At 44.5% G+C, this 22,772-nt stretch carries 22 protein-coding genes; 11 read left to right on the top strand and 11 right to left on the bottom strand.

Translation table 11 applies throughout. The features are described from left to right. Positions 1-28: 28 nt before the first annotated feature. From vsple_RS21360 to vsple_RS21350, 3 genes are all read left to right on the top strand, one after another. Entirely contained in the window at positions 29-730 is a 702-nt protein-coding gene (locus vsple_RS21360) for a TonB family protein (protein ID WP_261884101.1), read from the top strand. A gap of 43 nt (positions 731-773) precedes the next feature. Next, positions 774-1,616: a siderophore-iron reductase FhuF gene (gene fhuF / locus vsple_RS21355; RefSeq protein ID WP_261884100.1), complete on the top strand. Its 843-nt coding sequence runs from the start codon at positions 774-776 to the stop codon at positions 1,614-1,616. A gap of 154 nt (positions 1,617-1,770) precedes the next feature. Next, a complete protein-coding gene (locus vsple_RS21350; RefSeq protein WP_261884099.1) occupies positions 1,771-2,946 on the top strand; it encodes an AAA family ATPase in 1,176 nt (391 codons plus the stop codon). Between the two features lie 77 nt (positions 2,947-3,023). Here vsple_RS21350 and dgcA read toward each other — a convergent pair whose 3' ends face one another. The 3 genes from dgcA to vsple_RS21335 all read right to left on the bottom strand — a co-directional run bounded on the left by dgcA (position 3,024) and on the right by vsple_RS21335 (position 5,976). Beyond that, entirely contained in the window at positions 3,024-3,989 is a 966-nt protein-coding gene (dgcA, locus tag vsple_RS21345; protein ID WP_261884098.1) for an N-acetyl-D-Glu racemase DgcA, read from the bottom strand. A 16-nt stretch (positions 3,990-4,005) separates the two neighbouring features. Then, entirely contained in the window at positions 4,006-5,013 is a 1,008-nt protein-coding gene (gene dgcN, locus vsple_RS21340) for an N-acetyltransferase DgcN (protein ID WP_261884097.1), read from the bottom strand. Positions 5,014-5,109: 96 nt separating this feature from the next. Next, positions 5,110-5,976: a LysR family transcriptional regulator gene (locus vsple_RS21335; protein WP_261884096.1), complete on the bottom strand. Its 867-nt coding sequence runs from the start codon at positions 5,974-5,976 to the stop codon at positions 5,110-5,112. Between the two features lie 631 nt (positions 5,977-6,607). Here vsple_RS21335 and vsple_RS21330 point away from each other — a divergent pair. Continuing rightward, a complete protein-coding gene (locus vsple_RS21330; RefSeq protein WP_261884095.1) occupies positions 6,608-8,194 on the top strand; it encodes a sensor domain-containing diguanylate cyclase in 1,587 nt (528 codons plus the stop codon). Positions 8,195-8,460: 266 nt separating this feature from the next. Here vsple_RS21330 and vsple_RS21325 read toward each other — a convergent pair whose 3' ends face one another. The 4 genes from vsple_RS21325 to vsple_RS21310 form a co-directional block, all read right to left on the bottom strand. Then, a complete protein-coding gene (locus tag vsple_RS21325) occupies positions 8,461-9,789 on the bottom strand; it encodes a D-serine ammonia-lyase (RefSeq protein ID WP_261884094.1) in 1,329 nt (442 codons plus the stop codon). Between the two features lie 93 nt (positions 9,790-9,882). Further along, entirely contained in the window at positions 9,883-10,626 is a 744-nt protein-coding gene (locus vsple_RS21320; protein ID WP_261884093.1) for a hypothetical protein, read from the bottom strand. Between the two features lie 115 nt (positions 10,627-10,741). Further along, on the bottom strand, positions 10,742-11,959 hold the full coding sequence (locus vsple_RS21315; RefSeq protein WP_261884092.1) for a serine hydrolase domain-containing protein: 1,218 nt from the start codon (positions 11,957-11,959) through the stop codon (positions 10,742-10,744). Between the two features lie 156 nt (positions 11,960-12,115). After that, positions 12,116-13,096 (bottom strand): helix-turn-helix domain-containing protein, encoded by a 981-nt coding sequence (locus tag vsple_RS21310; RefSeq protein WP_261884091.1) that lies wholly within the window; start codon positions 13,094-13,096, stop codon positions 12,116-12,118. A gap of 348 nt (positions 13,097-13,444) precedes the next feature. On the opposite strand from vsple_RS21310, the gene vsple_RS21305 reads away from it, so the two are divergent. From vsple_RS21305 to vsple_RS21295, 3 genes are all read left to right on the top strand, one after another. Continuing rightward, positions 13,445-13,810 carry a hypothetical protein gene (locus vsple_RS21305; protein ID WP_261884090.1) on the top strand — a complete coding sequence of 122 codons (366 nt, stop codon included), beginning with the start codon at positions 13,445-13,447 and terminating at the stop codon, positions 13,808-13,810. A gap of 339 nt (positions 13,811-14,149) precedes the next feature. Continuing rightward, entirely contained in the window at positions 14,150-14,401 is a 252-nt protein-coding gene (locus vsple_RS21300; RefSeq protein WP_261884089.1) for a type II toxin-antitoxin system Phd/YefM family antitoxin, read from the top strand. After that, entirely contained in the window at positions 14,398-14,658 is a 261-nt protein-coding gene (locus vsple_RS21295) for a Txe/YoeB family addiction module toxin (RefSeq protein WP_261884088.1), read from the top strand. Before vsple_RS21300 ends, vsple_RS21295 begins: the two co-directional genes overlap by 4 nt. A 196-nt stretch (positions 14,659-14,854) precedes the next feature. Here the strand turns inward: vsple_RS21295 and vsple_RS21290 are convergent, their stop codons facing one another. Continuing rightward, complete coding sequence (locus tag vsple_RS21290; protein ID WP_261884087.1) at positions 14,855-15,976, bottom strand: ISAs1 family transposase; 1,122 nt, start codon at positions 15,974-15,976, stop codon at positions 14,855-14,857. Positions 15,977-16,381: 405 nt separating this feature from the next. Between vsple_RS21290 and tnpA the strand changes: the two genes are divergently transcribed. The 4 genes from tnpA to tnpC all read left to right on the top strand — a co-directional run bounded on the left by tnpA (position 16,382) and on the right by tnpC (position 20,042). Then, positions 16,382-16,693: an IS66 family insertion sequence element accessory protein TnpA gene (gene tnpA, locus vsple_RS21285; protein ID WP_261884086.1), complete on the top strand. Its 312-nt coding sequence runs from the start codon at positions 16,382-16,384 to the stop codon at positions 16,691-16,693. Next, on the top strand, positions 16,690-16,959 hold the full coding sequence (gene tnpB, locus vsple_RS21280; protein ID WP_261884085.1) for an IS66 family insertion sequence element accessory protein TnpB: 270 nt from the start codon (positions 16,690-16,692) through the stop codon (positions 16,957-16,959). Before tnpA ends, tnpB begins: the two co-directional genes overlap by 4 nt. 67 nt (positions 16,960-17,026) lie before the next feature. After that, the gene (locus tag vsple_RS21275; RefSeq protein ID WP_261884084.1) at positions 17,027-18,352 is read left to right on the top strand and encodes an IS4 family transposase; all 1,326 of its coding nucleotides are present in this window, start codon (positions 17,027-17,029) and stop codon (positions 18,350-18,352) included. Between the two features lie 223 nt (positions 18,353-18,575). Next, positions 18,576-20,042 carry an IS66 family transposase gene (tnpC, locus tag vsple_RS21270; protein ID WP_261884083.1) on the top strand — a complete coding sequence of 489 codons (1,467 nt, stop codon included), beginning with the start codon at positions 18,576-18,578 and terminating at the stop codon, positions 20,040-20,042. Between the two features lie 115 nt (positions 20,043-20,157). On the opposite strand, the gene vsple_RS21265 is transcribed toward tnpC, so the two are convergent. From vsple_RS21265 to vsple_RS21255, 3 genes are read right to left on the bottom strand one after another with little or no spacing between them, the layout of a single operon-like run. Continuing rightward, positions 20,158-20,841, bottom strand: a complete 684-nt coding sequence (locus vsple_RS21265; protein WP_261884082.1) for an alpha/beta fold hydrolase — start codon at positions 20,839-20,841, stop codon at positions 20,158-20,160. Beyond that, on the bottom strand, positions 20,841-21,626 hold the full coding sequence (locus tag vsple_RS21260) for an HpcH/HpaI aldolase family protein (RefSeq protein WP_261884081.1): 786 nt from the start codon (positions 21,624-21,626) through the stop codon (positions 20,841-20,843). Before vsple_RS21260 ends, vsple_RS21265 begins: the two co-directional genes overlap by 1 nt. Positions 21,627-21,628: 2 nt before the next feature. Further along, positions 21,629-22,765, bottom strand: a complete 1,137-nt coding sequence (locus vsple_RS21255; protein ID WP_261884080.1) for a cupin domain-containing protein — start codon at positions 22,763-22,765, stop codon at positions 21,629-21,631. Positions 22,766-22,772 lie beyond the last annotated feature (7 nt).

Below are 22,772 nucleotides of genomic sequence, written 5' to 3'. Positions count from 1 at the left end.
AGAGACTGTCATCGCTAAAAGCACTGATATGCTGAGAATTAGTGTTGGCTTACAGGCAGCAATGATGGGGGCGACTGTGGTGACGCCGCAGAGTGTTGCGACGCCACAATTAGACACGGTCGAAGATGTTGTAGAACCTCCTCCAGAGCCAATAAAACAAGCGGTTCCTAAAAAAGCACCTTTAAAGAAACCTGAGGTACAAAAGAAAGAGCCAGTGAAAAAGAAAGCTCTCCTGAAAGAAAAGCCACCAACGAAAGAGCGCAAAGTTGAACCTAAGCCCAAAGAGAGGAAAGTCGAACCAACGCCTCAAAAGATGAAGGTACAACCTTCCCCTGAGTTGCTCGCGCAAAAGAAAGTTGGAGAGCAAGGTGTTGACGGTTCTAAGCAGCAAAACGTTCAGCAAAAGGAAACCGGTGCAGGGAACCAAGCGGGTGGTATCGCTGATGAGGCACAGTTTGACTACTTCATTCGACAACATCTGCTATCTAAAAAGGTGACGCCAAAAATACTAAAATCACGTCGCAAACAGGGTGTCGTCGTGGTGGTATTTACTCTCGATAGGTTCGGTATGATCAAAGATTATAAAATCGCGAAACCTTCTCGTATTCGTGAGTTTGATCGAGCCGCAATTAAGCTTGTCCGAAAAGCGGAACCGTTTCCTGCTGCGCCTGATTTCGTTACATGGAAGCAGCGCGAATACAGTATCGATATCTCATACAGTGTGAAATAGATAATTCACAGTTTGTAAGTGAACAACAAAGTTAAGTTTTAGAGTGAAAGTAAAATCAATCCAGGTCGCTTCCTTAAAGGCGGTTTCATCGGGCCTTACCACAACGGACTTTAACCTCCTGCAGTCGTTATGGGGTGAGAGAAAACAGTGTTCGCTGGGTCTGGCGTTGAACGAATTAACACAGGTTGATCAACGCCATGAACTCAACGTGCTTAGCGACGAAAATATCGACTTGAATACTTGGCTAAACGAATCCTTCGCACAGTTGATGTCTCTACATGCAGAACACACCCAATTGGGAACTGCGGTATGCGCATCTTTATGGCACAAGCAGTTAGTGGAGCTTATTTTCCCGACTTTAGTGGCATTACGTTGGAAGTACGGCATTGTTCCAGACATTGATGCAAAAGTGATTCATCTGAACATTGAATCAAATGGCCGAATCAATACGATTGCGATAGAAAGCCAAGACAGCCAAGTTTTGAGCGACCAAGAGTTAGATGAAAAGCTTGCTAAAATTGTCACCAATATTGGCGCTCAACTAGAGCCTATATTTGCAGAGCAACGTGTAAATCGAAAACGCTTTTGGGGTAACTTAAGTAATGCCTTGGCTCAAGGCTTCACCCGCTTGTCTGACAAGCACCTACATAGCTCAGGTGCTGATTTGAATCAGCGAGTAGAGCGTTGGTTGACGAAGATTCTGGGTGAAAAGAATAGCTTAGTAGAAGTGAAAACCGTATCAAGCAGTCAAGGGCATGCTTTGTTCGCTCGAAGAAAGACATGTTGTTTGAAGTACAAACTCAACAAAGTGCGCATGTGTAAGACTTGCAACTTGATGGACTCAGAAGAACAGCAACAGTTTTATCAAGCAAAGTACGCCAGTTAATGTAAACCGCATACTCGGTTTTAGTTTTATACTCAGTAAATAATGTCATTAAATCAGATGATTAGTATGATTTTCGTACTTGGCTCTGTGATACAGTTTATGTTTGTTTAAACTAATAACGACACTGCGCTTTTGTCATCATCGAGGAACCCCTGTGATTGAAGCCTTCGCGATTAAAAACTATCGCTCACTCAAAGAAATCGTTGCTCCGCTATCAAGTCTAAATGTGGTGACTGGTGCTAACGGTAGCGGTAAATCAAATCTGTATAAAGCGCTCAAGCTGCTCAGTGAAACCGCAGACGGAAACTTGATTTCTGCACTGGCTCAAAGTGGCGGTTTGGAGTCCATTTTTTGGGCGGGCCCAGAGCAATTATCGCGCGAGATGATCCAAGGCAGAGCCCCGATTCAAGGTGCGTACAAAAAGCAAAAACCGACTCGGCTGGAATTCGGCTTCTCTGGTGAAGAATTCAGCTACAGTATTTCTCTTGGTCTACCCGCTCCCGATCAAAGCCCTGATCCAACGCTGTTTGGGTTCGACCCAGTTATCCGCAGAGAATGCATTTGGGTGGGGTCATCATACCGGCCTGCAAGCTGTTTGGTGGACAGACAAGGCCCAATAGTCAAAATTCGTGACGGCCGCTCTTGGCGTGTGCATGCCGATCATCTTTCAACGTTTGATAGTATTCTTACCGAGCTTGCCGACCCGAGTAGCGCTCCTGAAATATTCCGGGTGAGAGAACAGATAAAACGTTGGCGTTTCTACGATCAGTTCCGCACGGATGTCGACTCACCCATTCGTCAGTCTAGAATTGGGACCTTTACGCCAGTGCTTGATCATGAAGGTCATGGGTTGCTTGCTGCTCTGAGAACCATTTATGAAATTGGTGATCGAGAAGCGTTAGCTGCAGCGATTGATGATGCGTTCCCTGGAGCGGCAATCTCGATCACGAAAGGTGAGGACAATCGCTTTTCATTGTTGTTCTTCCAAGAAGGGTTGTTAAGACCACTTAAAGTTTCTGAGCTCTCGGATGGAACGCTTCGCTATCTACTGCTTATTGCCGCGCTGCTGACACCAAGGCCTCCTTCTTTGTTGGTATTGAACGAACCGGAAACCAGTTTGCACCCTGATTTACTCCCAGCTCTAGGGCGACTTATTATTAAGGCTTCTGAAGTGGGGCAAGTTTGGGTTGTTTCTCACGCCTCTCGTTTGGTAGCAACGTTAGAAGAGCACCCTGAGTGTAACTCGATCTTCTTAGACAAACAGTTGGGCGAAACTTGTATTCCGGGACAAGGAATACTCGATCAACCGCTTTGGAAATGGGCCAATTAGTATACTTAGACTCCCTCTATATATAGCAAGGCTGCCCCACGCTGAAGGCAGCCAACCAAGTGCCCAAGTTAGAGAGATTATAGATAGAGTTTGCCAGCGTGGTACTTAAGCCCGTCTTCAACATCATCGCCAAGCAACACTGGGCCATCCAAATCAACCACCTCAGCGTTGGTCGCAATAGGCAATGCGGCTTTCATTGCGATCGAAGTACCAAGCATACAGCCGGCCATAATCGCGAAACCCTCCTCTCTGGCTTGCTTTTCCAAGAGTAATGCTTCTGTTAACCCGCCTGTCTTATCGAGTTTGATATTGACCATCTCATAAAGCCCCTTCAGGTCAACGAGTTGTGCTCTTGTGTGGCAGCTTTCGTCTGCACAGAGTGGAATAGGGTGCGTAATACTGGCTAGGAGCTGGTCTTCTCCAGAAGGCAAAGGCTGCTCAATCATGGTGATATTGAAAGGGGCAAGTTGTTCGAATAACTGTTCTAGATCGAGAGTACCCCAAGCTTCATTTGCATCGAGTATGATTTTGCTATGCGGAGCAGCGGCTCTCACAGCGGCAACTCGTTCAACCACCGATTCACCATCCAATTTCACTTTTAACAGTGTCGCGCCTTGGTCTACGTATTGTTTGGCTTGTGTTGCCATGGCTTCTGCTTCACCAATGGACACTGTCATAGCAGTCTCTATTGTTGGACTAATAGTAAAAGTAGGCGATGGAAAGGATGCCCCTTCTAGTTTGCTAATCAAATCCCAAAGCGCGCAATCTACGGCATTACGTGCTGCGCCCGCTGGCATTGATTGTAAGTGCTGTTTTGCTTCTTGTGGTGATAGGCTGACTAAGTCTGAAGTCCAGCTTTCTATTTGTGCTATTACTGACTCAACACTCTCACCGTATCTCAGGTAAGGTGTGCACTCTCCAGTCCCTTGTTGGTGGTCATGAGAGACGGTCACCCTCACTATGTGGCAATGAGTTCTGGCACCTCGTGATATAACAAAAGGGGTCGCCAATTTGATACTGTGTGGAGTCGCTTCTAATAACATGGTTTTTTCTCGCAAGTTAAAAGTTGGCATTGAGATCACTGGCAATAGACTGGATGCCGAAACGTACAGGGTCGGTAACAGGTACGTTGTAAGTCTCTTGCCAATCTGCACAAAGCGCTTTGGCTTCTTCTTCATTCAGAGCTGAAGTATTAAGACTAATTCCGGCTAGTTCTGCTTTTGGGTTTGTTAGTCTAGCCGCTGCCAAGTTCGCTTCTATCGTGGTAGAAATGGAAGGGAGTTGACAATGAGGAAGGTGGCGAATGTGAGGTCTACCAACTTCATGGCAAAGTACAAGTGCATCTGCTTGGGCACCATGAAGCAAGCCTAAGCTCACCCCTGCAAAGGAAGGGTTAAATAGAGAACCTTGTCCCTCGATGATATCCCATTGGTGGTCGTTAAAGCCTGGGCTTATCGCTTCTACGGCACCAGAAATGAAGTCTGCTACCACTGCGTCGATTGAGATACCATCGCCTGCAACGAGTATCCCGGTTTGACCCGTTGCTTTAAACTTTGCATCGACTTCTAGCTCTTTTAGGGCTTTTTCTAAAGCCAGAGCGGTAAACATTTTACCCACTGAACAGTCCGTTCCGACGGTGAGAAGGCGTTTGCCTTGGCGGGCTTTGCCTGTACCAACAGCAAGAGGTGCATCGTAGTGACGTACATCGTGAAGGTGCGTCTTTCCTTTGGCTTGAAGCTCTGCAAGTTCTGGGATCTCAGTAAGGCGGGAATGCATGCCCGATGCAATACTAAACCCAAGCTGTGCTGCTTTGATTAGCGTCGGCTTCCAAGTTTCAGGGATTACGCCTCCGGCATTGGCAGTACCGATAACCAATGTTTTAGCGCCTTGTTCTAGCGCTTGTTCTAACGAAAGGTTCTCTAGCCCTAACGAGACAGTTTTTGCCGTTAATCTTAGCTCCCCCACACATAGTTCAGGTCGCCATAGCGCAATACCGCGCGCTGTTTTGGCTGAGATTGAGTCGGTAACGTCGCCTAAGAAGAGTAGGTAGGGTTGGGCGATAGACATAAAAGCATCCTTGGTATCCTGTTGAATTAAAAAACAGAGTAGTGGTTCACCGAGAAGGGTTCGAATGCTTATTTGTTGGTTGCCTATAACAACAAGTTATAGGCTCGCTTCCAATTGTTGGACAAAGTTTCTTGCTGAAATGCTGAGTGGGCTGTGTTCGGCATAAAGTAGTGACACCGTAATATTGATGGTCGGCGTTAATCTTGCTCTGTGTACGCGATCTTTGTATTGATGAGCTGTCCAAGGGTCGACAATCGCACAACCTACTTGGTGGACGACTAATTCGGCAGCGGAGCTATAGTTTCGTACCGATACTGAAGGGTGGTATTCGGGCTCGAGTGCATGTATGGCTTGATGCAGTTGTGCACCCAATGGATCACGGCTGTCGAGACCAATCAATGTTTTGTCAGAATTGAGTACCTGTTTGAGACAAATAACCTCATCATCTGAACTTTGAGGAGGCGTGATCACACACATCTCAGACGTAAATAGCGTTTTTTGGACGAGAGAGGGCGGAGCATCTTGACCAAAACAGATTGCTAGATCGAGCTGATTCTTTAATAGAGCATCGCATAGTTCATCTTGATTCCCTGTTGAGACCTCAATGTTGTAGTCCCCGCTTTTACATAACTGAGCAATAATGGGTGCCAGCATAGTGGCAGAGAGAATTGGAGGTGCGCCAATAGTCAGGTGCCTTTCTCCTGCTTTTATTTTATTTGTTAGGTTACGAAATTGGCCTAACTGCTGATAGATTTTTTCTGCTTCAGGGAGTAGTTGATGCGCTTCCTTGGTAGGAACTAGCCTTCCTTTTATGCGTTCAAATAGGGCAAAACCCAATTGTTGCTCAGTGTGAGAGAGAACGCGAGTGACGTTTGGCTGTGAAACATGAAGTTGTTTTGCTGCACCAGAGACGGTGCCAGATTTTATCACAGCATAAAAGATTTCAAGTTGTCGTAGATTCACGTGCCAACCGTAGTCAATTTCAAGTTTCATCACAGTAAATGAAAACTTAAAGCAATTAAAGGGAAAAATTGTTTTGTGAATGTGCAATTATCGATTGTGAAAATCGGATATTTGAGGTGAAAAATACGTGCTAGAAGGTGGCTCAATTATTGTTTAAATTAAAATGATTAATATTATTATATTTGAATAATTATGCTTGAAAAATACAATTTTTGTAGATTGAATGAGTAATAAAACCGCTAGTTTTTTTATATATAAATGAGAGTCAATCCTAAGTGAAATAGCTCTCCCATTTTAAAATAGGGCAACCCCTCGAATTCAGGAATCTAAAAAATACCAAACAAAGTCAATTTCTAAGGTGTGAATCATTTTTGAAACGATCATGCAATATCCCCACTTACCTAAAGGTTTTTATTGACATTTTATTCTATCTATTGCTTATAAAATCAGCGAATTATCTCACTTTCATACTCAACAGGGTTGAAATCTCATTATGCATGGTTTTGTTTTTACTTAATCTATCACTGTTGGTAATATTATTTTATAAATTTAAATTATAACCACGCTCTCCTGTTGGATGATAAATATTATTCAAGAAATAGGGGGAGTGTTTTTACAATGGAAGTCAGGCATGACGTCAGTAATTGGCCATCGAATTAACTTACGATTACTTGTCTTATCTTTGTGTATCTTGAGTGTGGCTATTACGTTGATGAACGTATTTCATTCAAGCTACCGTGCTCAACATGAATTAATAATCAACAAAAACCTAGAGGCAAATCGAGTCTATGCTGACAAAATGGCGGCAATGACGGATGTATATGTTGAGCAAGTGATATCTCAACTAAAATACAGTGCGCGTCTACTCTCTTCTCGTATCGATGATGCGAACTTTGTTGAGCAAGAGACTGCAAGGCTCAAACAACAGACGGATTCATTTAACTCAGTGTATGTGGTGAATCATGACGGTGTGATCGGTTCAATTATGCCCAAGAGTGTCAACATTCAAGGGGTGAAATTAACGTCGGAGCGTTCTAGACAGTCAATACGAGCGAAGGCACCGTTGATTTCCGATCCATTCGTTTCACCTGCAGGAAATTATCTCATTAGTATGACGTATCCGATATTCTCTCCTCAAGGTAGATATCTTGGGTATGTCGGTGGCAGTATTTATCTAGAAAACTCTAGCCTTTTGAGTAACCTATTGAGCCGTCATAATTATAAAGATGGCTCGTATTTGTACGTGGTTGATCGAAACCGTTCACTGATTTATCACCCAGATAAAAACCGTATTGGTGAAGTGGTATTGGGTAATGACGCAGTAGAAACCGCGTTGAATGTTGGCGAGGGCTCTAAGGAAGTTGTGAATACTCAAGGTATCAGGGTGTTGTCGGGGTTTGCTCTGGTGAAAAGCACGGGCTGGGGTATCATCGCTCAAACCCCGAAAGATAGGGCCATTATGGAGCTAGAGACTCAAATGCAATACGTGATGTTTGAGTCTATTCCAGTCGGAATTGGCACTTTGATCTTCATTTGGGTCTCCGCTATTTGTATATCTAGACCATTGTGGCAGCTCGCGAATACCGTAAACAAATTCGATACCACGCATTCACTATCAACCGAACTGAGCAATGTTCACCCTTGGTATTTTGAGGCATCGCAACTCAAAGCAAGCTGCGAGAATACCTTTAACTTAGTATCGAACCAGATAGAGAAATTGCATTCTGAAAACCTGACCGATCCAATGACGGGCTTGTTGAATCGCCGAGGGCTCAAGCAAACAATAGAGACTTTCCAACAGAGTAATAAACCGGTATCGGTATTGGCATTGGATATTGATCACTTCAAGGCCGTTAACGATAAATATGGTCACCAGTTTGGCGACCAGTTGATTAAGCAGACGGCAAACTTAATGAAAGCTCAAGTAAGAGACGTAGATGTTGTCTGTCGTTCAGGAGGAGAAGAGTTCATTATCTTCTTAGATGGGGCGAGCATGGATGTGGCTTATGATATTGCCGAGCGCATTAGACGTTCCATTGAATCGGACATTACCTCGTTTGAGGAGGGGGCGACGATCTCGATTGGTGTTGCGCAATGGCATGGTGATACAACTCCGTTATCACTTACCTTGGAGTTAGCGGACAATGCTTTGTATGCTGCAAAAAGAAAAGGTCGAAATCGTACTGAAATTTTTTCTTATACCAATCACAGTAAATAAGTGGTCAAAAATAGCGCCGGGAAAAGGCTTAAGAACAAGGCAGAATTTTTCCGATAAGTAGTTACTCTACAATCAAAAATTCTAACGCAGTTATCAAGCGTTTTAACAAGCTAGGATGATCAGTTATTTACTACGATTGGTATTAAGCTAATGTTTCATCGAAAAATCTACAGTGGAACGATGTGGGGCGCGTGTGTAACTGCGCCCTTTTTTGTTTTGGGTAGTTCCAAATCGGAGCTAGTGGTTAACGGCCAGGCACGAGAGGGTTAGGTGCTTGATTGTTCTAAATAGACTTGCATTTCTGATTGTGGAACCATACCACCTCCTGTTGCCCAAACAAGGTGAGTTGCGTTTGCCATAATTGAACCGTCAAAGCCCATGCGCTCTCGATATTCACTATTGTTGGTCGAGATTACTGGACCAAGCATGCCTGCCAGTGCGGAAGGTTCAAGTTGAATGTTTTCCGATTTGCTGAGTTGACCAAGTAGGCGATACAAGCGCTCATCAGATACGGTGATGTATCCGTCCAACAGCCTTTCCATTGCTCTGCCAACAAAACCAGAAGCGCGTCCCACAGCAAGCCCGTCAGCTGCGGTGACATTGTCGATACCAATCTCTTGAACACTGATGCCATCATGAAGCCCGGTATGTACCCCAAGTAACATACATGGTGAGTGCGTCGGTTCGGCAAAAATACAATGAACGTGGTCACCAAACGCTGCCTTCAGCCCGAATGCGACACCACCTGGGCCTCCGCCGACACCGCAAGGGAGGTAAACAAACAGTGGGTGCCTAGCATCGACAGCGATGTTCTTTTCAGTGAACTGCTGCTTTAAGCGTTCTCCGGCCACGGAGTATCCGAGAAAGAGCGACTGTGAATTCTCATCATCAATGAAAAAGCAGTTCGGATCTTTCTCAGCTTCTTTGCGTCCTTGAGCTACTGCTACTCCGTAATCTTGTTCATATTCGACAACCGTTACTCCGTGATAACGCAGTTTGTCTTTTTTCCACGCTTTAGCGTCTGCGGACATATGGACTGAGACAGAGAAACCTAACTTTGCACTCATGATCCCGATAGACAACCCAAGATTCCCTGTTGATCCAACGGCGATGCTGAATTGGCTAAAAAATGCTTTGAACGGTTCGGTTGCTAATAGGGTGTAGTCATCATTTTCATTGAGTATTCCAGCGTCTATCGCCAATTTCTCTGCGAGTACAAGTACCTCATAGATACCACCTCTGGCTTTTATAGAGCCTGAAATGGGTAGGTGACTGTCTTTCTTTAACATCAATTGTCCTGCGATATGGGTTGTGTACTCACTGTCCAAAATCGCTTTCATCGATGGAATGGTGACAACTTCAGATTCGATGATTCCGTTACTTTCTTCTGTTTCTGGGAAAATATGAGCGAGGTAGGGCGCAAATCGATTTAATCTGTCGCTGGCATCTTTGATGTCGCTCTGATCAAGTCCCACATACGGCAATCCTTCCTCAAAGCTAGTGATAGCGGGGTTGAACCAAGAAATTTCTTTGAGCGAGATGAGCTCTTTAATAAGAGGGTATTGTTGGGTTAGTTGGTCAATTTCGATCGTCATCTTGATACCTTTCATTGTGACAAGTGAAGGTGAGTGTATCTCGCCAAGCCAACACTCACCACCATCTTTCCCCCCAATAGAGATTACTTCAAGTTAGAAGAACACTTTGTAGTTGAACCAAGCGACGGTATCGGTATCCATTTTATGAGTTACGCCATTCAACTTAGTCTCTCCAGACGTGGATTCAATTTTGATTTGTCCCCAACGCTTTCCATCTTCAGAAACGGGCGTTGCTGCCATCAGTGTCGTTTTAACCGTGTTAATATCCATATCGCCATTTAGGTAGGTAAACTCTGGGAAAGCCGCAAGGAAAGTGCCATCTTCACCGGTTTTTAATACCGCGTAACCTGCTGCCATTGCACCAGTCACGCTGCGGTCGTCTATTCCCACATTATTGGCGAAATCTTTATCATATTCCCCTGCTAAAACCGCACCACGAGCAAATAGCGTTAACGAGTCGATTGGCGTTCTAAATAGTGCAATCCCCCCTAATGCGGCTGTGGTAAAGGTATCGTTATTGATGATATCTAGAGAGGTGGCAATACGGGGTGTTACCGCACTATCAAGATTAAACACATGGAAGTACTGCAGGCGAGAATCTTTGTATTCGCCTTCTGAATCCATTGTTCCCTCTAGCGACGTCATCGCCATTTGACCATTATCAAATGTGTAAGAGAGTGACCCCGTGAGCTTTACATCACCTTGATTACTCACACCGACAATTGCGGTGGTATTGGCACGAGTTAAGTCTGATGCATCAAAATCTTCTTCTGCCATGACTGGCGACGCAAGGGCACTAAGCGCAAGGGCTGCGCTGGTTATATTTTTGTGTAACATAGTAAATTCCAGAATAAATAATTAAGTAACTGCAGAAGCCTTTCACGTCACTGTGAACCTAATCATCCTTAATCATCACCCGGTGTAACCTTGTCTAAAGCTATAGAATTGGCGACTATTTCAAATCTTTCATGAAACCACGGATGTATCCCGCTACGTTGTGCTCTTCAATACGATTGCTGAACCAAACGGCCACGGTGTTTTTGTCTGGAGAGATATACAGCCCTTGTCCACGCATGCCGCCTTTGTATAGATCACCATCTTCAAATACCGCATCGAACTGGTAGGTGCCGCCAATTGGTTCATCTGGGAACATGCCCACAAATCCTGTATGTGCAGGGCTCACTTTGTAAATACCTGGTTTTACAGAGTTTTGAATGTGTTTGACCATCGAAGAGGGTACGATTTGCTCTGTCGCGGTGGCAGACCATTGATCGGTGAATAACATGCCGAATCGCGCCATATCTTCGATGTTTGAATTGAATAAACCATGAATCACTTCATAGCCATCTGGTGTTAGCGTGAAATATCCATCCGCTGTCATTCCGGCTTTTGACCACACGCGTTCTTCGAATACTTCAGAGACAGTTTTATTCTCTACGGTAGAGATCAACAGTCCTAACATTTGTGTATTAGCGGAGCTGTATTCAAATGCTTCAGCGGGTTCGCGTCCCTTCTCCATATTGATTAAGGTTTGGTAGTAATCATCCGCTTCACCTGTTTCTGCCAACATCATTTGGTTAATAGCGGCTTTTGGGTTCGCTCGTGCTGCGTCGTTTTCCTCATGATCCATGCCGGACTGCATGTTGAGTACATCGATAACTTTGACTTCCCCCCAGTCTTTGCCATTGAGGTCAGCAATGTAGGTTTTGAGTGGCTTGTTCACATCAATCTTGCCTTCCGCTTCAAGCATTGCCACCAGCAACCCCGCAATTGCTTTGGCATTACTCATCCACACATGCTTTTCATTCTCTGGAATGTTGTGATGTTCAAAGATCACTTTTCCATCTCGAACAATCATCATCGAGTTGACCGATGGGTTGTCGCCAGTCATCAGGTTCGACAGTTTTTCACCATTGAATGTGGTATCGAACACCGCACTTGGACTGATGTAAGCACGCTCAAGTGCCACTGGGATACCAGCCTTCTTTACCGATGCTGTAGGGAGTACTTGATCTAGGTTTTCCCAATACCAAGATGCTTGTTCACTTGGGTACATGAACTTGAACATGCCGAATTGTTGTTGGTAGGTTTGACGTGTTTCGATGGTCAGTGCCGCAGCGTTAGCAGACATTGCTGCCATAGCCATCGTGATTAGAGTTTTCTTTAACATAGTGTGCCCCGTTGAGGTCTCTTGATAATCTAATTACGATTTTAGAGAGAGGGCTGGTGGGTTCCCCTACCATTTTCCGACATTTTGATGGTGGTGCTGTAAAAGAAAAAATAGTTGCGATAACCGTTATCGAACAAGGTTATCAGAGAGTAGGGTCTACTTAGACTTGTTGACTTTGATCTTGAGTTGAGTTGGAGAAAGCCCAGTTGTATTTTTTATTGCTCGAGTTAATTTAGCGGCATCAGAGTAGTTAAGAATGACGGAGATCTCTTCAACCGATAGACCTTGACTAAGCAACTGCTGGGTTTTGTCCACAATTAAACCATTAACATATCCTCTAAAACTCTCTCCCTGTTGGGTAAAGAGTCGTTGAATCGTTCTTTCTGAAACGCCAAATAGCCCTGACACGTAATCCATACTGAAGGCTTCATGGAGCAATATAGAGTCCGTAACTTTCTTTACTTGCTCAAGTTTGTCGAAATTGACGGGTGTTGGACTTTGTAAATACTCCTTCATCACCTCTTCAACATTGATTCCCAAAGGAATAAAGCTACAAGGTTGACCGGTATTGACCTTTGCGTGTTTCGTTAATGAATACACCATAGGTGTAGCAGTGAATTGAGGCTCAAAGTCCAAGTAATCAGGCTTCCACTTTTCCCCCATGAACTCTTGTAATACCGTAAGCAATCTAGAGGTGGTGAACATATGTGAATGCATAAAGCCTTTATCTTGCTTGCCTAATGCGCTTCGGTGAACCACACCTAACCCACCGTTTTTGTACGCCACGTTTATATGAAAATGCGATCCTTGTAGGTTTTGCAGTTGCGACACACTCAGTAAACAAGAAAGAAGCGAACCACTCTGTTCAATGCTTTTGAGCACCAAAGGGTGCATATCATGGCGTTCGTACTTGTGACCAGAAATCAGCCCGATGTCATTTAAGTTGGTCAATTGTGACGCTGTTTCTAGCGCGTAGCCAAGACAGTAGGAAGGTAGGTAAAGTTGACTATCATCGATCAGCTTTTGGTTTAACCCAAATGGCGTAAGGATAAGCTCTGGGTTTTGGTTATAGTCAGAGACAGATGTAAGGAAGGGTTTCAGTATTGATGCACGACTGATCGCGAAGTTTTTGGCCATAAGTCATTATCACACTGTTCCACGCTGGTTGTAAATTATATCTGTACCGCGCAACCGCAATCGATCAACCCAATGCATGAGTTCTCGTCGGGCAAAGCCAAATCCACAAATATGTACGAACAAAAAATCTAAGCGCATAAAAGCACGGAGTTTTTAGAGTCGTCTCACTAACGTGTTCTTGACCCAGATTTGGATTTGTAAAACGTTTTGGGACAAAAACGCTTTAGGTGTATTGCTCTAAAACGTTTCGTTCAGAATAGAAAAAGTATCTTAAACCTTATACGTTTGTAAGCTGTTGTTTTATACAGTGTGATGCATCTTCGGTTCCAATACACAGATAAAGATAATATGTTTGTATATAGAGACCTAATAGAAACTCAAGCTGAACTGAACAAACTTCTGGCACAGCAGCAAGAGCTAGAAAAACAACTATCCGAGCTGCACGCCCAGCCAAAGCTAACAGTAGAAAATGTATCGTACGGCAAATCGTCAGGAGGCAAGTTTACAGTTAAAGTGCTCGATCCCAGAAAGCGCAACGCAAAAAATAATTGGAATGGCGAGAACATTTACTTTCCATCATTCAGCATTGGCAAATGTGGACATCGTAAAGCTCAATACTTTGCAGAACTTACTAGGGACTACTTTCTTGTAGCACTAGGGCATACTTCTGACATTCATGGCATTCAAATTAGTGACCATGAGATAATCACCTAAAATATCGAAGCGTTTTGTCAAAACAAGCCGATGACTGATCATGCACCTGAGCAAGTAGTTGAAAAACTGAAAACTTTATTTGAAAACTTAGATTCAAACATCAACGAATAATTCTTCAAACTACGCTACTGAAGTATTTAGTTCCTCAGTAGCGTACTAGACAGCTAAGGCCTTGTTAACGGGCGACAACGCAATACCGCCTAACTCAAAAATGATGTCTTAAACACTGAAGCCGACTTGAATAAAAGTGGCCATGCGTTAGGAGTCCCTGTTGAACAATTTGTTATGTGTTTCTATAATGTGTACCTAAATACGTACATGACCACTTTGGAGTAAAAAATGGACGCTATTAGTTACACTGCCGCTAGAGCAAACCTCGCAACTACAATGCAAAAAGTCTGCAATGACCATGCTCCGGTAATCATTACACGTAAGAGCGAAGCACCTGTTGTGATGATATCACTCGAGGACTATGAAGCAATGCAAGAAACCACATATCTTTTGCGTGCCCCGACTAATGCTCGTCGGTTGCTTGAGTCTGTCGCGGAATTAGAATCAGGTAAGGGACAAGAGAGAGAGTTGCTGGAATGAAATTGACCTTCTCAACTAATGCTTGGGAAGACTATTTGTATTGGCAAAAAACTGACAAAAAAATTCTCAAGCGCATCAACACCCTTATAAAAGATATACAGCGTGAGCCATATGACGGCATAGGTAAACCTGAACCACTCAAACATGGATTATCTGGATATTGGTCCCGTCGTATAAATGATGAACACCGTATTGTTTATCGCTATCACGATGAAACGATTTTGATTGCTCAGTTGAGATTTCACTACGGCACATAACGCTATCTATCCGACTCCGAGATCCTCTATCCCATACCGTACAGTTGCTTTTTACTAAAGAGTGATATGAGACGTGCAGATTTAACTCAATGAAATCTAGTCGTTTTCTTTGGTGGCTGCACACAAATATCTTCACCAACTGGTTCACAGTTCCTTATATCGCCAGGCCAGCACTCCAGGGCGACCGCATGAGTGTCTAGTTTTTCACCACTTGACTAAAACCAGCACTTAATACCGCCTCTAACATGGACGTATTCATCATGCATCGTTTTTGCTTCCCAACAATGCTTAGCTTGGTTGGCTCTTCTCGGAGCATGTTCAAGCTTATATGACGTAGGCATGATAGGTTCTCTGCATCGTGATCTTTGTATATCTGACACGCATCTTCATCCATTGTGACATCAAGTACCCAGTGCATTGACTCTATGCCCCAATGTTCTCTGACAGCCATAGCAGCTTGCTCTGCACTAAGCTCTTTGGAGCTGATGTAATAACGGTACTCTAGGTCGACAGATTTACCTTTCTCAAGGCGGAAGTTTTCAACCATCACAATGCTCTTCAAGCCTTTCCAGCGCGAGAAGTTACCTTCAAGTTCAGTACTGTCAAAGACATAGCATTGGCGAGACTCTATACGTCCATGCCCTTGTTCAAGAGAGAGGTCATCTGCTACATTTGCTCGCTGAGATGAAAATGCTTTTTCTATCGCTTGTCGGAGTTTTCCTTGGTTACTCTTTACCGCAAGCAAGTAATCACCACCTTGTTCTACAATCGCTTTAGCTATCTTGGTTTGACAGGCCAGTGCGTCAATGGTCACCAGAGATCCCTTGATATCGAGCATCTTTATTAGTTCGGGGATTGCCGTTATCTCATTACTTTTCTGCTCGGTTTTAAGCTGTCCTAATACGAGCTTATTTGAAGAAGCATAAGCACTAATCATATGAATAGTGCTTGCTCTATCTTCCCGATTGTATGAGCCTCGAAGTGTTTTGCCATCGATCGCAACAACTTGGCCTTCAGTAAGGGAATGTATTGATGACATCCAGTTAACGAAGCACTCATGAAACTGCTCGGGGTCAATCGTAGAAATTATTCGAGCAATCGTGTCATCAGCTGGAATACCATTCAAGAACAGGTCATTACGCATAAACCAATCATGATGCCCGAGAATATACTCACGAATATCAAACCAACCTTTCGCACCAGCAATTACCGCACAAAGCGAGCCAAAGAGAACTTCAAACAAGCAATAAGTGACTTTTGCACCTTGGCGTTGGTCGGTAATCGTTTGAAAATGTTCTTTGAAGTGGTCAATGTGCATGAGGCTCTCCCTAAAAAGGGAGTATAAGATCACAGCTAAATCTGTTCGTCAAATGGAGTGCTGTTTTGTCTAAAAAATGTTCACGATCTCACCCTGGCCAGCACTCTGGCTTTAGCTATTTTGCAGCGAGTAATACCTCAGCTCGGCGTTTCAAGATTTCCCCGTAAAAGGCTCTGAGATTTTTTCTTAGTTCCAACATGGCCTGCGGAGAGCTTCCGATTGTTGTCCCATTAGCATGCAGTTGAATAGTGTTTTTAGAGGGTGTAATCTATTTAACTCACTATATTAAAAAGGAATTTATTATGATAAAGAAAGGGTATGCTATGTAAGCGCTTCATAAACCCCGCATTCTAATCACCTAACACACAGAATAAGATCAAGTCTCCAACCATGAAGAGATTTGAAATGGGAAAACGACGCACAAATCAAGAATGGCAAACGCTTATCGAACAATCTGAATCGAGTTCGTTGTCAACGCTTGCCTTTTGCAAGCTAAAGGAGATTAACCCTTCGACGTTTTATGCCAAGCGCCAGCAGCTCAATCAAATTGAGGTTTCTCAAGGCTTCGTAAAAGCTGAAGTTGTCGAAAAGACAACGAAGTATCAAGCTACAGTGGCAACGGCTAACATGACTCTGCTCGTCAATGATGTTGAGCTGAGCATTCCACAAAGCACGCCCGCCACTTATCTAGCAGAACTCATCGGTGCGCTATCATGAAACGCATGCTTAGCGCTCCAGAGATTTATCTGTATCGTGAGAGTGTCGACTTTAGAAAGTCGATCAATGGCCTTGCTGCGATTATTGAAAGTGACACCGACTTACCCTTGGCAAGCGGTGCACTGTTCCTGTTCACCAATAAACAGCGCGACAAAATCAAGGTATTGTACTGGGATAAAACAGGCTTTGCTCTCTGGTACAAACGCCTCGAAAAAGCCAAGTACAAATGGCCATCAAAAGAGAAAAATGAGGTGTTTACCCTGTAATGCCGATCAGTTGAATGATCCTACCAACATGTAAAAATCCGATGAACCCTGTTTATCGGATTTTTTTATGCACGTTTCTCAAGCCCTCGACATCATCAATAACTACAAACCTAATCAAGTCGAAACTCTCGCAGACCTCCTACCTATTGAGCTAATTAAAGATGCCTATGAGCTAACAGATACTGTCACCCTTAGAAAGCGAAAACTGACTTTAGAGTCAATGGCATGGCTATTAGTTGGAATGGCTATTTATAACGACAAATCTATGGCGGATATCGTCAATATGCTCGACATTGTTGACCGCTCTGGTAAGCCATTTGTTGCACCGAGTGCATTAACACAACGTAGAAAAAATCTCGGTGAATCAGCGGCTAAAGCTCTTTTTCAATGTACGCAACAACATTGGTTTAAACATGCAAATTTACCAAAGTGGAATGGGCTCACATTGCTGGGTGTTGATGGCGTTGTGTGGCGAACAGAAGATTCAAAAGATAATGCAGAAGCTTTTGCAAAACCGACCAATCGTGATGGTAAAGAAACGCAGTACCCACAAGTGCGTATGGTGTGCCAGATGGAGCTAAGTAGCCACTTAATCACAGGTAGCGCTTTTGACTGTTATACCGTGAATGAAATGAAGTTGGCCGAGCAACTGATAGAAACGACTCCTGATAACAGCCTAACCCTTTTCGATAAAGGCTTTTACTCCCTTGGTTTACTTCAAGAGTGGGGTTCTAAAGGCGTAAATCGACATTGGCTTATTCCGATGAAAAAGGGGCTCAACTATGAAGTCGTTCAGTCTCTTGGGCGACAAGATAAACTGATAAAGCTGAAGAGCAATCCGCAAGCACGTAAGAAATGGCCGAAGTTAGAACAAGAGGTTGTTGTACGTTTAATCACAAGGGTCAAAAATGGGAAGTCATACGATGTTCTTACCTCAATGACCGACCCGATGCTTTACCCTAAATCAGACATAGTTGGTCTGTATGGATATCGCTGGGAGATTGAACTCGGGTACAGAGAGCAAAAACAATACATGATCGGTAACCGCCTTACGCTGCGCAGTCGACTCCCAGAGCTCGTTAAACAAGAACTCTGGGGGATATTACTGACATACAACTTGGTTAGGTATCAAATGGTTCAGATGTGTAACACATTGAGTGGTGACTACTTACCATACCAACTTAGCTTCAATGGAGCATTAGCTCACATCATGCGCTTGATAGTGGGGCTTCCATACTCGTCACCAGGAGCAATACCAAGGCAACTCCAAAACTTCTACTCAATGAGCGAGAGCCTAATACTTGAGCCTAGACGAGAAAGATCCTTCCCAAGAGTAGTGAAGAAAAAGCCAAGCCGATACCCGAGAAAAAACAACGCCGCTCACCTTAAGTGAACGGCATTAGTGTTTACCCTGACTCAATTTGAGCTGGATAGACTGCTTTCAGGCTTCACGATTATCGGCCATAAACCCGTAAGAATAAACGATTTTACAATGACTTAAACGATAAAAAAGCCTTATCTACCAAGCGTTAGCGGCATGATTTAGTATAATGAATGCCATGAAAAAGACGCCAAATATCAACCCAGAAAGTTAAGATGTTGCCGAGCTACAAGCGATGGTGAAAGCCTTGATGTCGGAGAAAACAGAGTGGAAACAAGAGCGCCAGTCGCTACTTGAACAACTCAAGCTTGCCTTCGACCGCCAGTTCGCTAAACGTTCGGAGGCGTTAAAGCCTTACGATGAATCTCAAGGTGACCTCTTCAACGAAGTGGAATGTGAAGCTGCTAAGGAAGAAGAGGTCACAACCACCACCACAACGAAGAAGCGTGGTAAACGTCAGCCACTTCCAAAAACCTTGCCTCGTGAGGTTATCGAACTCGATTTAGACGACCATGAAAAGCAGTGCGCGTGCTGCAAGCATAGCCTGCATAAAATCGGTGAAGACCGCTCTGAAAAGCTAGAGTTCTCGCCAGCGGTACTTAAAGTGCTGGAATATGTTCGTCCTAAGTATGCTTGTCGTCAGTGTGAGCAAACTGAAGACAAAAGCCACATCGTTCAAAATCCAGCGCCGCAAAGCATTATCCCTAAAAGCTTCGCGACAGAAAGCTTGCTGGCCAATATCATCCTTGGCAAATACCAATACGCGATGCCACTGTATCGCCAAGAGTCACTGTTTACCCAATCGGGTATCGAACTATCGCGCACGACTATGGCAAGGTGGGTTATCCAAGTCAGTGAGAAGTTCGCACCGCTTTATGCTGCTTTGAAAACACATCTACTCGAGCAAGTGGTGGTTCAGGCGGATGAAACGCCGCTCAATGTCCTCAAGGAAGATAAGCAATGCTACATGTGGCTCTACTGCTCGGGCGCAGACTCGCCAGAAGCCGCACTTCCCAACGTGAAAAATATCGCCTTGTACGACTATCAAAACAGTCGCGCGAGGGCGTGCCCTGTTGCCTTCCTGAGAGATTACCGTGGTTATCTGCAAACCGATGGCTATGGAGCCTATGATGGGCTTCACCAAGTGACCAATGTTGGTTGCATGGCGCATGCACGTCGCAAGTTCATGGATGCGAAGAAGCTTCTAGGTAAAGGTAAGTCAGGCAAAGCAGATAAGGCGCTCGCCAAAATCCAGAAGCTGTATGGAATAGAATCCCGCTTAAAAGGGGCGTCTGTCGAGACACGAAAAGCAGAACGCCAACAGCATGCCAAGCCGATACTGGATGAGTTGTACGAATGGATGACGACTCAACAAGTGATAGCGTCCAGCCCGTTGGGTAAACCGATAAAATACACGCTCGGTCAATGGCCGAAGCTCATCCGCTATATCGATGACGGCCACTTATCGATAGACAATAACCGTGCTGAACGTGCAATAAAACCGTTGGTCATTGGCAGAAAAAATTGGTTATTCTCGACCACTGCAAATGGTGCTGACGCGAGTGCGATGCTTTACAGTATCGTCGAGACAGCAAAAGCCAACGGCCTTATCCTTTACGACTACATGGTCAAGTGCATGAAAGAGCTGGCGAAAGCGGAGCTAGATATCGATGCAATCCTACCTTGGAACTTCAAACATTAGTCATATCGCCCCGTGGGTTCATGGGGCGGATACAATGAAGATAGGTTAGCCGCAGACAAGAGCCATGATATGCAGTCTTACCCACACATCATGGCCTAATACCTTTAAAGAACAACTATGATGCACTGATGATGGCCGCTACCTTTTCAGGATGACTTAGTGGCAACCAATGCCCTGCGCCTTCAACGCGATGCAATTGGGCTTGGTCGCAAGATTGCACGATCAACCGCTGCTTATTTTCACCACAAGCCTGATCTTCACTACCGTAAATAAGATCAACAGGTAATGTGGATTGTGTAAGTGTGGCTCTAGTGTCTTGACGTGAACAAGCTAGCTCTGTCTGACAAGCATATTGCTCAACACTAAAGCGCTCAGCCATTTGCACAGCGAAGTCTACGCCACGCTCTCCAAGATTTTGCTGATCACAAGGTGAGATCTGCATCAAAGCTAATGCCTTAAAATCACCCTTTTGCTCGGCCAAGGCTAGTAATTCTCGGCGACGCGCTTGTGACTCTTCGGGATCCGCTAAAGCTGTAGACGCCACTAATACTAGGCGTTTGACTCGCTCAGGATATTGGGTGAGTAATGCCAGTGCCGCGATCCCTCCAAGTGAAAAGCCGACCAGAAGAAACTCTTCTGGTAAATCTGCGACTAGGTTTGCTAGTTCATCATCCCAGTTGCGATGCGCGCCTAGGGGTTTGGTGATCACCGGTTGAGTAGGGCTCAACTCAGCGATCACTTTATCCCATACTTGCTCATCACATAGTGTTCCTGGTAGCAGTACAATGGGTAATGCCATTAATAACCACCCGCAGAGACAGTTTCTTTCTCAATGTTGCCGATTTTGCCGACAAACTGCTGATAGGCATTTCTTAATGCGCCAGCATCATTGCCCGGAGTCACTAAATCAAAGCCTTGCTCTTTACGCTGTAGAGCATTCTCCAGACCAGAGCAGAAAATGCCGGTAAACAAGCCACGTTGTTTCGCTTGGCGCAACACATGTGCAATAGCGTCTTCCACTTTGTCACTGGTTGTACCTGGCTTTTCGCCAAGGCTATACGCCAGATCATTCGGGCCGATATAGATTCCGGTTAGCCCTGGAGTATCGAGGATCGCTTCAAGGTTATCCAACGCCTGCTGAGATTCAATCATCGCAAGAACCATGATTTCATTGTCAGCATGCTCAGTGTAATCCTTGCCACCATAGGTGAGACCACGGGTTGGACCAAATGATCGAGTACCTAGAGGAGGGTAGCGACAAGCTGAGACGAGCTCACGGCAGATCTCAGGAGTATCGACACTCGGGCAAATGATGCCGTAAGCGCCTGCATCCAATACCTTCATTACCATACTTGGTTCGCTGGATGGTACCCTCACCAGAGGTACCGCTGGTGAGCCTGACACTGCTTGAAAAATATGAACCAGATCACTAAATCCAATCATGCCATGCTGCATGTCCACAGTGACGCTATCGACACCCGTGTGAGCAATAACTTCAGCACCATAGCTACTTGGGATCGAAATCCAGCTATTGACCATTACCTGTTCTGCGGCAAATTTTTCTAGTAGTCGATTTTTTCTCATGATTAGTCTGCCAGTAGTGTGCTTTCTTCAACGATGAGGTTACGCTTAACAATGTAGCCACTCGCATCCAGTGTGTAACCTAGCTCGTATACGTCCGCTAGGATTTTATTGCTAAACTGAGGACGTTTTCTCGCATCACCTGCCGTGATCATAATGAATTCCGCTTCTTGCTCAGAGTTGTTGTTAATAGTACGCCATGCATCCGCTAGTACTGAGTAAGTATCGTTAGCTTCAATCGCGACTGTCACATCTTGCTGTTCATTCAAACCAAGCTCGATCTGACCGTGAGTCTGGATGATGACCATTTTCTCATCAATCTTGAAAGGACCAACTTTATTGCCAGCTGGCACTTTAACTACTTCCATCGTGAAGTTGTGTGGATTAGTAATATTGGGTTGAGAATTACGATTTTGGGTAATACCAAAGCCAATCACAGGTGCAATTGAACAACCATGACCCGGTAGTACAGAATCGATTAACGCATTTGAGTAGAATTGGCGGTTTTCGCGGCTACTGATACGCTGTGACATTCCTTCTAGATCCACTTGGCGTAGGTTCGCAAATTCTTCTTCTGGGAAAGCGGGCATTAATTCTGATTTGTCTTCTGGAAGCGTCCCGCCTGCTTCAAGATCGATTAGAACATTTTTCTTCGTTAAGTACATACCAGATTCATTCGCAGCTTGCATGATGCCTGGGTGCCAAATAACACCACCCGTGTCATCTTCGCCAAGGCATGTGAACAACCAGCTGCCATCAGGCCCAGTATTAGTAAAGCCACGGAATAGCCACGTTGGTACTGAAAGAATATCGCCTTCTTTTGCCGTGTACTCGTATTCACCTTTTGATCCCCAACGGAAGGTGTACTCACCATAAGTACACATGAATACCTCAGCACTAAAGTGGATATGTAGGTTATTCGTTACACCATTTGGCATTGATGCCGCACCAATATTAAAGCCATGTTTCTCTTTTAGGTTAACAACTTGGTTTTCACTTTGCGTTACGCCCGGACCAATGAGTGAGTAGTTACCTTTTGGAATGGAACCTGGTAGACGGCAATCAAGAAAGGCTTCGGTACAAGATACATATTCTTCACTTTTGATTAGGCGTTCTTGTGCTTCACGTTGAGTTACGTTCATAGGGATT

The sequence above is a fragment of the Vibrio pelagius genome, assembly GCF_024347575.1.
GTDB lineage: Bacteria > Pseudomonadota > Gammaproteobacteria > Enterobacterales > Vibrionaceae > Vibrio > Vibrio pelagius.
This window is presented reverse-complemented; position numbering and strand designations above follow the sequence as displayed.

What these genes read in the sequence shown, in the direction of transcription:
- vsple_RS21360 (WP_261884101.1), top strand. Translation starts at nt 29, where the DNA reads ATGCTGAGAATTAGTGTTGGCTTACAGGCAGCAATGATGGGGGCGACT.
- dgcA (WP_261884098.1), bottom strand. Translation starts at nt 3,989, where the DNA reads ATGTTATTAGAAGCGACTCCACACAGTATCAAATTGGCGACCCCTTTT.
- dgcN (WP_261884097.1), bottom strand. Translation starts at nt 5,013, where the DNA reads ATGTCTATCGCCCAACCCTACCTACTCTTCTTAGGCGACGTTACCGAC.
- vsple_RS21330 (WP_261884095.1), top strand. Translation starts at nt 6,608, where the DNA reads ATGACGTCAGTAATTGGCCATCGAATTAACTTACGATTACTTGTCTTA.
- vsple_RS21325 (WP_261884094.1), bottom strand. Translation starts at nt 9,789, where the DNA reads ATGACGATCGAAATTGACCAACTAACCCAACAATACCCTCTTATTAAA.
- vsple_RS21320 (WP_261884093.1), bottom strand. Translation starts at nt 10,626, where the DNA reads ATGTTACACAAAAATATAACCAGCGCAGCCCTTGCGCTTAGTGCCCTT.
- vsple_RS21315 (WP_261884092.1), bottom strand. Translation starts at nt 11,959, where the DNA reads ATGTTAAAGAAAACTCTAATCACGATGGCTATGGCAGCAATGTCTGCT.
- vsple_RS21310 (WP_261884091.1), bottom strand. Translation starts at nt 13,096, where the DNA reads ATGGCCAAAAACTTCGCGATCAGTCGTGCATCAATACTGAAACCCTTC.
- vsple_RS21305 (WP_261884090.1), top strand. Translation starts at nt 13,445, where the DNA reads ATGTTTGTATATAGAGACCTAATAGAAACTCAAGCTGAACTGAACAAA.
- vsple_RS21300 (WP_261884089.1), top strand. Translation starts at nt 14,150, where the DNA reads ATGGACGCTATTAGTTACACTGCCGCTAGAGCAAACCTCGCAACTACA.
- vsple_RS21295 (WP_261884088.1), top strand. Translation starts at nt 14,398, where the DNA reads ATGAAATTGACCTTCTCAACTAATGCTTGGGAAGACTATTTGTATTGG.
- vsple_RS21290 (WP_261884087.1), bottom strand. Translation starts at nt 15,976, where the DNA reads ATGCACATTGACCACTTCAAAGAACATTTTCAAACGATTACCGACCAA.
- tnpA (WP_261884086.1), top strand. Translation starts at nt 16,382, where the DNA reads ATGGGAAAACGACGCACAAATCAAGAATGGCAAACGCTTATCGAACAA.
- tnpB (WP_261884085.1), top strand. Translation starts at nt 16,690, where the DNA reads ATGAAACGCATGCTTAGCGCTCCAGAGATTTATCTGTATCGTGAGAGT.
- vsple_RS21275 (WP_261884084.1), top strand. Translation starts at nt 17,027, where the DNA reads ATGCACGTTTCTCAAGCCCTCGACATCATCAATAACTACAAACCTAAT.
- tnpC (WP_261884083.1), top strand. Translation starts at nt 18,576, where the DNA reads ATGGTGAAAGCCTTGATGTCGGAGAAAACAGAGTGGAAACAAGAGCGC.
- vsple_RS21265 (WP_261884082.1), bottom strand. Translation starts at nt 20,841, where the DNA reads ATGGCATTACCCATTGTACTGCTACCAGGAACACTATGTGATGAGCAA.
- vsple_RS21260 (WP_261884081.1), bottom strand. Translation starts at nt 21,626, where the DNA reads ATGAGAAAAAATCGACTACTAGAAAAATTTGCCGCAGAACAGGTAATG.
- vsple_RS21255 (WP_261884080.1), bottom strand. Translation starts at nt 22,765, where the DNA reads ATGAACGTAACTCAACGTGAAGCACAAGAACGCCTAATCAAAAGTGAA.